10 protein-coding genes and 2 pseudogenes are annotated in these 8,232 nt (G+C 70.6%); all 12 read right to left on the bottom strand.

Features of this window, described 5'->3' with window-relative positions; all coding sequences use genetic code 11:
* On the bottom strand, positions 1-219 hold a 219-nt coding region (rplP, locus tag MUE36_15940; GenBank protein ID MCU0312418.1), incomplete at its 3' end, for a 50S ribosomal protein L16.
* Positions 220-221: 2 nt separating this feature from the next.
* On the bottom strand, positions 222-1,142 hold the full coding sequence (rpsC, locus tag MUE36_15935) for a 30S ribosomal protein S3 (GenBank protein ID MCU0312417.1): 921 nt from the start codon (positions 1,140-1,142) through the stop codon (positions 222-224).
* Positions 1,143-1,543: 401 nt separating this feature from the next.
* Positions 1,544-1,897, bottom strand: a pseudogene (gene rplV, locus MUE36_15930) (50S ribosomal protein L22).
* Positions 1,897-2,175: a 30S ribosomal protein S19 gene (gene rpsS / locus MUE36_15925; GenBank protein ID MCU0312416.1), complete on the bottom strand. Its 279-nt coding sequence runs from the start codon at positions 2,173-2,175 to the stop codon at positions 1,897-1,899. Before rpsS ends, rplV begins: the two are co-directional and overlap by 1 nt.
* Before the next feature lie 15 nt (positions 2,176-2,190).
* Positions 2,191-3,027, bottom strand: a complete 837-nt coding sequence (gene rplB, locus MUE36_15920) for a 50S ribosomal protein L2 (protein MCU0312415.1) — start codon at positions 3,025-3,027, stop codon at positions 2,191-2,193.
* Between the two features lie 3 nt (positions 3,028-3,030).
* Positions 3,031-3,321, bottom strand: a complete 291-nt coding sequence (gene rplW / locus MUE36_15915) for a 50S ribosomal protein L23 (protein ID MCU0312414.1) — start codon at positions 3,319-3,321, stop codon at positions 3,031-3,033.
* On the bottom strand, positions 3,318-3,986 hold the full coding sequence (gene rplD, locus MUE36_15910) for a 50S ribosomal protein L4 (protein ID MCU0312413.1): 669 nt from the start codon (positions 3,984-3,986) through the stop codon (positions 3,318-3,320). The genes rplW and rplD overlap by 4 nt, the downstream gene beginning before the upstream one ends.
* The gene (rplC, locus tag MUE36_15905) at positions 3,986-4,639 is read right to left on the bottom strand and encodes a 50S ribosomal protein L3 (protein ID MCU0312412.1); all 654 of its coding nucleotides are present in this window, start codon (positions 4,637-4,639) and stop codon (positions 3,986-3,988) included. Before rplC ends, rplD begins: the two co-directional genes overlap by 1 nt.
* 271 nt (positions 4,640-4,910) lie before the next feature.
* On the bottom strand, positions 4,911-5,885 hold the full coding sequence (locus MUE36_15900; protein ID MCU0312411.1) for an LLM class flavin-dependent oxidoreductase: 975 nt from the start codon (positions 5,883-5,885) through the stop codon (positions 4,911-4,913).
* Between the two features lie 379 nt (positions 5,886-6,264).
* Positions 6,265-7,047: an SDR family oxidoreductase gene (locus MUE36_15895; protein ID MCU0312410.1), complete on the bottom strand. Its 783-nt coding sequence runs from the start codon at positions 7,045-7,047 to the stop codon at positions 6,265-6,267.
* 118 nt (positions 7,048-7,165) lie between these two features.
* The gene (rpsJ, locus tag MUE36_15890) at positions 7,166-7,486 is read right to left on the bottom strand and encodes a 30S ribosomal protein S10 (protein MCU0312409.1); all 321 of its coding nucleotides are present in this window, start codon (positions 7,484-7,486) and stop codon (positions 7,166-7,168) included.
* A gap of 11 nt (positions 7,487-7,497) precedes the next feature.
* Positions 7,498-8,232 (bottom strand): annotated as a pseudogene (locus tag MUE36_15885) (EF-Tu/IF-2/RF-3 family GTPase).

The raw sequence follows: 8,232 nt of genomic DNA, 5'->3' as shown, positions 1-8,232 counted from the left end.
GGGCTTGTCCGGGAAGATGTTGATCCAGACCTTGCCGCCGCGCTTGATGTGGCGGGTCATGGCGATACGGGCCGCCTCGATCTGGCGGGCGGTGATCCACCCCGGCTCGAGGGCCTGGATGCCGTAGTCGCCGAAGCTGACCTCGGTGCCGCCCTTGGACGTGCCCTTCATGCGACCGCGCTGGGTCTTGCGGTGCTTGACCTTCTTGGGCATCAACATGATCAGTCACCGTCCCCGGGGCGGAAGTGGGGCGTCTCGTGCGCCTCCCGGGTCGAGCGCTCGATCTCTTCTTCCTCGGCGAGGAGGCGCTCGAGCTCGGGATCGGCCTCCTTGACGAGGGGCGTCGCCTCCTCGGCGTCGACTGCCGCGGCGTCGTCGGCCACGCCGTCGGCGGCGCGACGGCGCGTGGCGGCAGCCGACGAGACGACCTTCCGGGGCTTGGCGTCGCCGGCGGTCTCGCCGACGGCCATGGCGGCCTCGCGGGTGGCCTTGTCCTCGACCTGGCTCTTGTAGGGGAGGATGTCGCCCTTGTAGAGCCACACCTTCACGCCGATGCGGCCGTAGGTGGTCTTGGCCTCGCGGAAGCCGTAGTCGATGTCGGCTCGCAGGGTGTGCAACGGCACGCGGCCCTCGCGGTACCACTCGGTGCGGGCCATCTCGGAGCCGCCGAGGCGACCGGAGCACTGGACCCGAATGCCGAGGGCCCCGGCCTTCTGGGCGTTCTGCACGGCCCGCTTCATGGCCCGGCGGAAGGCGACGCGGCCGGCGAGCTGGTCGGCCACGCCCTGCGCGATGAGGGCGGCGTCGAGCTCGGGCTGCTTGATCTCCTGGATGTTGAGCTGGACCTTGTTGTTGCCGGAGATCTTGGTCAGGCCGGCCCGGAGGCGGTCGGCCTCGGCGCCGCGGCGACCGATGACGATGCCGGGGCGGGCGGTGTGCACGTCGACACGGAGGCGGTCACGGGTGCGCTCGACCTCGATGCGACTGATGGCGGCGTGCGGCAGCTGGGTCATGAGGAAGTCGCGGATCTGCCAGTCCTCGATGACGTTGGACGCGTACTCCTTGCGGTCCGCGAACCACCGGGACTTCCAGTCCGTGGTGACCCCGAGCCGGAACCCGTAGGGGTTGACCTTCTGGCCCATCAGCTGTCCTTCCCTTCGGCCTCGGCCGCGTCGTCGGCGGCCTCGTCGGCCGGAGCGGCCTCGTCGTTGGCGGACTCGGCGGCCGGAGCGGCCTCGTCAGCGGTGGCGGCGTCCTCGGCGACGGGGCTCGCCGCAGCCTCGACGACCTCGTCGTCGGCGACCTCGACCCCGTCGACCACCTCGGCGTCGGTGATCGATCCGGTCGGCTCGTCGTCGTGGTCGTGGTCGTGATCGTGGTCGTGGTCGTGATCGTGCTCGTCGTCGGCACGTCGCTCGGCCTTCGCCTGGCGGCTGCGGGCCACCCGCTGGCGACGGGCTTCGGCGGCGGCGCGCCCGGTGCGCCCGGCCCCGGTGGCGGCTTCGCGCTCGCGCAGGGCGGCGAGGTCCTCGGCGGCGAGGCGGCTCACGATGATCGTGATGTGGCACGAACGCTTGCGGATCCGGGTGGCCCGGCCGCGCGCCCGGGGGCGCCAGCGCTTGGCCGTGGGACCCTCGTCGGCGTAGCAGGCCGAGACGAAGAGCTCGTCGGCGGGGATGGCGTTGTTGTGCTCGGCGTTGGCGATCGCCGACTCCAGGCCCTTCAGGATGGTACGGGCGATGTCGCGCTCGGAGAACTCGAGGATCTCGAGGGCCCGAGCGACGGGGAGCCCCCGGATGAGGTCGAGGACCTCACGGGCCTTGTAGGCCGACACGCCGACGTGGCGGATCTGGCAGCGCACACCGGGGCGCTCGTTGGTCTTGACCCCGAACGCCATCAGCGGCGCCCCTTCTTCTCTTGTCCGGCGTGGAACTTGAACGTGCGGGTGGGCGCGAACTCGCCGAGCTTGTGCCCCACCATCGACTCGGTGATGTAGACGGGCACGTGCTTGCGGCCGTCGTGCACGGCGATGGTGTGACCGACCATCTCGGGGATCACCGTGGAACGACGCGACCAGGTCTTGATCACCCGCTTCTCGTTGTTGTCGTTCAGCTCGTCGACCTTCTTCAACAGGTGGTCGTCGACGAACGGACCCTTCTTGAGGCTGCGAGGCATGGTGGGCGTGTCTCCCTATCGGCGCGAGCCGCGCGTGCGGCGTCGGCGGACGATGAGCTTCTGTGACGGCTTGGTCGTGTCGCGGGTGCGGCCTTCGGCCTGGCCCCAGGGCGAGACCGGGTGGCGACCACCCGAGGTCTTGCCCTCGCCGCCACCGTGGGGGTGGTCGACGGGGTTCATGGCCACACCACGGGTCTGGGGGCGTACGCCCTTCCAGCGGTTGCGGCCGGCCTTGCCGATCTTGATGAGCTCGTGCTCGGCGTTGCCGACCTCGCCGACGGTGGCCCGGCAGTCGATCGGCACCCGCCGCATCTCGCTGCTGGGGAGGCGGATGGTCGCGTGGTCGCCTTCCTTGGCGACCAGCTGGACGCTGGTGCCGGCGCTGCGGGCCATCTTCCCGCCGCCGCCGGGCTTGATCTCGATGTTGTGCACGACCGTGCCCACCGGGATGTAGCGCAACGGGAGGGCGTTGCCGGGGCGGATGTCGGAGCCCTGGCCGCTCTGGAGGACGTCGCCGACGGTGAGGTCCTTCGGGGCGAGGATGTAGCGCTTCTCACCGTCGTGGTAGTGGAGCAGGGCGATGCGACACGTGCGGTTCGGGTCGTACTCGATGGCGGCGACCGTCGCCGGGACGCCGTCCTTGGTGCGGCGGAAGTCGATGACGCGGTAGCGCTGCTTGTGGCCGCCGCCCTTGTGGCGGGCGGTCTTGCGGCCGTAGCTGTTGCGACCGCCGGTCTTCGACTTGGGGGCGATCAGCGACCGCTCGGGCTCGCTGCGGGTGATGTCGGAGAAGTCCGAGACGGTCTGGAACCGACGACCGGCACTGGTGGGCTTGCGCTTGCGGAGAGCCATGTCCTATCCCTCGAACAGATCGATGCGGTCGCCGTCGGCGAGCGTGACGAAGGCCCGCTTGGTGTCGGGGCGCGCCCCCCAGGTGCCGGTGCGGCGGTTGCGCTTGCGCTTGCCGTCCCGGTTGAGGGTGTTCACCTTGACCACCTTCACGCCGAAGATCGACTCGACGGCGTCGTGGATCTCGGGCTTGCTGGCGTCGGGGTGGACGACGAAGGTGTAGACGTTGGTGTCGAGCAGGCCGTAGCTCTTCTCGCTCACCACCGGGCGGATGATGACGTCGCGGGGGTTCTTCACGAGGCGTCCTCGGCGTCGGGCTCGGCCGGGGAGCCCTCGGTGGGCCCGTCGGCGGGAGCGGAGGTGGGGAGGCTGGCCTTGGTGAAGACGACGACGTCGCTCACCAGGACGTCGTAGGTGTTCAGCTCGCCGACCTCGAGCACGTGGACGTGCTGGAGGTTCCGGAAGCTCTTGCGGGCCGTCTCGTCGTCGCGGGACAGGACCACGAGCACCCGGCCCTCGGCGCCGAGCGCGGCGAGCGCGGCGACCGCACCCTTGGTGCTCGGCTGGTCGAACGCCCACTCGTCGACGACGAGGACCTGACCCTCGGCGGCACGATCGGACAACGCCGACCGCAGCGCCAGCTTGATCATCTTCTTGGGGGTGCGCTGGGCGTAGGAGCGCGGCTTGGGTCCGTGGGCCACGCCGCCGCCGATCCAGATGGGGCTGCGGCTCGAGCCGGCGCGGGCCCGTCCGGTGCCCTTCTGCTTCCAGGGCTTGGCCCCACCACCACGCACCTCGGCGCGGGTCTTGGTGCTCTGCGTGCCGGCGCGGGCGGCGGCGAGCTGGGCGGTGACGACCTGGTGCATGACGGCGACGTTGGGCTCGATGCCGAAGAACGCATCGTCGAGGTCGACGGATCCGGTGGCCGTACCGGTCGGGGTCCTGAGTTCGACGCTCGCCATCACGCACCGCCCTTGGTCGCAGCCTTGACGGCGTCGCGCACGACGACGATCCCGCCCTTGGGGCCGGGGACGGCGCCCCGGACCAGGAGGAGGTTCTTCTCGGCGTCCGAGGAGACCACCCGCAGGTTCAGGGTCGTGACCTTCTCGGCACCCATCCGGCCCGCCATGCGGGTGCCCTTGAAGACCCGGGCCGGTGTGGCGCAGGCGCCGATGGAGCCCGGGGCCCGGTGGATGCGATGGGCGCCGTGGGAGGCCTTCTGGCCGGAGAAGTTGTGCCGCTTCATGACGCCGGCGAAGCCCTTGCCCTTGCTGATGGCGGTGACGTCGACCAGCTCGCCGGCGGCGAGGGTGTCGACGGTGATCTCCTGGCCGACCTCGAACCCGGACACGTCGTCGAGGCGCAGCTCGAGCAGGCGGGTGCCGGGCCGGACGCCGGCGGTCTCGTAGTGGCCCCGATCGGGCTGGTTGAGCTTGCGACTGTCCCGCTCGCCGAACGTGACCTGCACGGCGTCGTAGCCGTCGGTCTCGCGGGTCTTGATCTGCACGATGCGCATCGGGACGACCCGCAGCACGGTCACGGGCACGACGCGGTTCTCGTCGTCCCAGACCTGGGTCATGCCGACCTTCTCGCCGACCACTGCTTTGTTGGCCATACCGGCAACGTTCCTTCTGTGGGCTGCTTGCGTTCGCCTCCCCCACCGAGGTGGGGCGTTCACGCGAGCGCTCCGCACGGGCAGGACCCGGCGGAGCGCCATTCGGTTGTGCTGCGGGGTACCCACGGAGGTGGGCCGGCGCAGACGTCAATTGCGACGACGATGGTGTGCGGTCGATCGTCCCGGGGGACCCCGACGCACGAAGAGGTCACGATAGCGGTCCCGGTCCCGCGATTCCAAACGGGTCGGCGGCACCGGGCCGTGGCACGGTTCACATCCGGCCCAGGACCTCGCGGTCGAAGAGGTCGAGCATGGCCCAGGCGGCGGCGGGGTCGATGCCGGACAGCAACGGGTTCAACGACAGCCGCCCCCCGGGTCCGAGGCGGCGCAACAGAGCCACCGCCTCGTCGGGATCGAGCACCTCGTAGGCACCCCCCTGACGAAGGTCCTCGATGTCGCGCTCGGGCACGAACGGCCCCTGGGGTTCGCCGTAGGCCCCCTCGGTCCAGGCGGCGTAGGACCGGACCTGGTGGCGGATGTGAGGGGCGAGCCGCTCCCAGGTGTCCTCCTTGGGGCCGTCGGTGACCCAGAGGAAGACCGGCCCGGACGCCGGGTACTCGCCCGGGTCGGGGCGCCCCGCGGCAACGGCCAGGCGCCGGTACCGGTTCCACCCGGCGGGCATGCCCGGAGGGAAGTAGCCGTCGGCGAGCTCCACGGCCCGCCGGACCCCGGCCGGTGAGGCCCCGCCGACGTGGATCGGCATCGGGTCCTGCACCGGTCGCGGGGTGACGCGCACGGTCGTCCCCCGGTGCTCGAAGGGCTCGCCGGTCCAGGCCCGGCGGAGGAAGGGGATCAACTCGTCGAGGGCGGCGCCGCGGGTGTGGAAGTTCTTCCCGAAGGCGTCGAAGTCGGCCTCCACGTACCCGACACCGAGTCCGACGTCGAGGCGCCCGCCGAGGCAGAGGTCGGCGACGGCGATCTCCTCGGCGAGGCGCACCGGGTCGTACAGCACCGCCAAGAGGATCGAGCACCTCACCCTGATCCGGGTGGTGCACGCGCCCACCGCCCCGGCGAAGACGAGCGGCGCCGGGATGTAGCCGTCCGGCGATTGATGGTGTTCGCCCAGGCCGATCCGGTCGAAGCCCCTGTCGTCGGCCCACCGGCACATGTCGAGCGCCGCCCGGTAGATCTCCGCTCCCGTCGCCGCGAACTGTGCGGGGTGGCGAAGCTCGAAGTTCATCGCCATGGCCGGCAGGCCACGGTCGTGCGCAGCCGACGCGACCGGAGGGCTCACCGGCGCCCCGACGAGCGCCGCGAGGAGGGCGCCATCAACGAAGCGCCAGCGACCGGGCCACTGGCTTGACGACACGAACACGGACCTCGACCCCATCGCAAAGGGCCGATCCAGGTGGCGAGGGGAAGCGCCAGCGACCGAGCCACACCGCGCTCCGACGAGCGCCGCGAGGAGGGCGCCATCAACGAAGCGCCAGCGACCGGGCCACTGGCTTGACGACACGAACACGGACCTCGACCCCATCGCGAAGGGCCGATCCAGGTGGCGAGGGGAAGCGCCAGCGACCGAGCCACACCGCGCTCCGACGAGCGCCGCGAGGAGGGCGCCATCATCACAGCCCCATGCGGGTGGTCACACCGTGATCGCGGCCGGCGGTGTAGCCGCCGTCGACGGCGATCGCCTGGCCGGTGACGAACGAGGCGTCGGCCGAGGCCAGGAAGAGGGCCACGGCGGCGAGCTCGGAGGGCCGTCCGAAACGGCGGAGCTTGTGCTCCTGTTCGACCTCGAGGAGCATCTCGTCGGTCTCCGGGTCCCCGAGGGACCGGAACATCGGCGTGTCGATGAAGCCCGGGCAGATGGCGTTCACGCGGATCCCCTGGCGGCCGAAGTCGATGGCCATGTTCTTGGTGAGGAGCACGACGCCGCCCTTGGAGGCGTTGTAGGCGCTACCGCCGGCGGTCCCCTCGAGGCCCTCCACGCTGGCCACGGTGATCACCGAGCCCCGCTCGTCGTCCACCCGCTCCTGGGTGAGCATCTGGGCGATGGCGTGCTTGGCCGTGAGGAAGGTGCCCTTCAGGTTCACGCCCACCACGTGGTCCCAGGCGGCCTCGTCGAGCCAGTGCACCGGGCCGCCGCCGGCGACCCCGGCCGACGTGACCACCGTGTCGAGCCGCCCGGAGTGACGAACCGATGCCGCCACCGCGGCCTGGACCGCCGCCTCGTCGGTCACGTCGCACTCGACGAACGCGTCGGGCTCGGCGACGCCCTCCCCCGCCGGCTGGAGGTCGGCGGAGAGCACCCACGCCCCCTCCTCCCGGAAGCGTGCGACACAGGCCGCGCCGATCCCCGACGACCCCCCCGTGACCAACGCGACCTTGCCGTCCATGCGTCCCATCGGTGCCCCCTCGACCCCACCGGAGCCACCCCGGCGCGGACGACGGATGGTAGGGCAGACGCGAACGAGCCCGGGCGCCGGGCCCGGGCTCGTTCGCGTCCGGTGCGACCGGCGCCGGTCAGACCTGCTGGATCTTGATCTCGATGTCGACGCCGGCAGGGAGGTCGAGGCGCTGCAGCGAGTCGACCGTCTTCGGCGTCGGGTCGACGATGTCGAGCAGACGCTTGTGGATCCGCATCTCGAAGTGCTCGCGCGAGTCCTTGTCCTTGTGCGGGGACCGGATCACGGTGTAGCGGTGCTTCTCGGTGGGGAGCGGCACGGGGCCGCGCACCGAGGCACTGGTGCGCACGACGGTCTCCACGATCTTCTTCGTCGACTGGTCGACGATCTCGTGGTCGTAGGCCTTGAGCCTGATCCGGATCTTCTGCTTGTCAGCCATGTCAGCCTTCGCTACTTGAGGATCTTGGTGACGCGGCCGGCGCCCACGGTGCGGCCACCCTCACGGATGGCGAAGCGAAGGCCCTCTTCCATGGCGACACCGTCATCGTCGTGTTGTCGCCCGGCATGCACATCTCCGTGCCCTCCGGCAACGAGATCTGACCCGTCACGTCGGTGGTCCGGAAGAAGAACTGCGGCCGGTAGTTGGTGAAGAACGGCTTGTGGCGACCACCCTCGTCCTTGGTCAGCACGTAGGTCTGCGCCTCGAACTCGGTGTGCGGGGTGATCGAACCGGGCTTGGCGAGCACCTGGCCGCGCTCGACGTCCTCACGCTTGGTGCCGCGCAGCAGCGCACCGATGTTGTCGCCCGCCTGGCCCTCGTCGAGGAGCTTGCGGAACATCTCCACACCCGTGCACGTCGTCTTCTCCGTGGGACGAATACCGACGATCTCGATCTCGTCGCCGGTGTTGATCCGACCCTGCTCCACGCGACCGGTCACCACGGTGCCGCGACCGGTGATCGTGAACACGTCCTCGATCGGCATGAGGAACGGCTTGTCGGTCTCGCGCTCGGGCTGGGGGATGAACTCGTCGACGGCGGCCATCAACTCGAGGATCTGGGCCTTGGCCGCGTCGTCGCCCTCCAGCGCCTTCAGCGCCGAGACCTTCACGACCGGCACGTCGTCGCCCGGGAACTCGTACTCGCTCAACAGCTCACGGACCTCGAGCTCGACGAGGTCCAACAGC

The organism is Acidimicrobiales bacterium, assembly GCA_025455885.1.
Lineage (GTDB): Bacteria > Actinomycetota > Acidimicrobiia > Acidimicrobiales > Acidimicrobilacustridaceae > Rhabdothermincola_A.
Note: the sequence above shows the minus strand (reverse complement) of the source record. Positions and strands in the feature narration are given on the sequence as shown.

What these genes read in the sequence shown, in the direction of transcription:
- rpsC (MCU0312417.1), bottom strand. Translation starts at nt 1,142, where the DNA reads ATGGGCCAGAAGGTCAACCCCTACGGGTTCCGGCTCGGGGTCACCACG.
- rpsS (MCU0312416.1), bottom strand. Translation starts at nt 2,175, where the DNA reads ATGCCTCGCAGCCTCAAGAAGGGTCCGTTCGTCGACGACCACCTGTTG.
- rplB (MCU0312415.1), bottom strand. Translation starts at nt 3,027, where the DNA reads ATGGCTCTCCGCAAGCGCAAGCCCACCAGTGCCGGTCGTCGGTTCCAG.
- rplD (MCU0312413.1), bottom strand. Translation starts at nt 3,986, where the DNA reads ATGGCGAGCGTCGAACTCAGGACCCCGACCGGTACGGCCACCGGATCC.
- rplC (MCU0312412.1), bottom strand. Translation starts at nt 4,639, where the DNA reads ATGGCCAACAAAGCAGTGGTCGGCGAGAAGGTCGGCATGACCCAGGTC.
- MUE36_15900 (MCU0312411.1), bottom strand. Translation starts at nt 5,885, where the DNA reads ATGGCGATGAACTTCGAGCTTCGCCACCCCGCACAGTTCGCGGCGACG.
- MUE36_15895 (MCU0312410.1), bottom strand. Translation starts at nt 7,047, where the DNA reads ATGGGACGCATGGACGGCAAGGTCGCGTTGGTCACGGGGGGGTCGTCG.
- rpsJ (MCU0312409.1), bottom strand. Translation starts at nt 7,486, where the DNA reads ATGGCTGACAAGCAGAAGATCCGGATCAGGCTCAAGGCCTACGACCAC.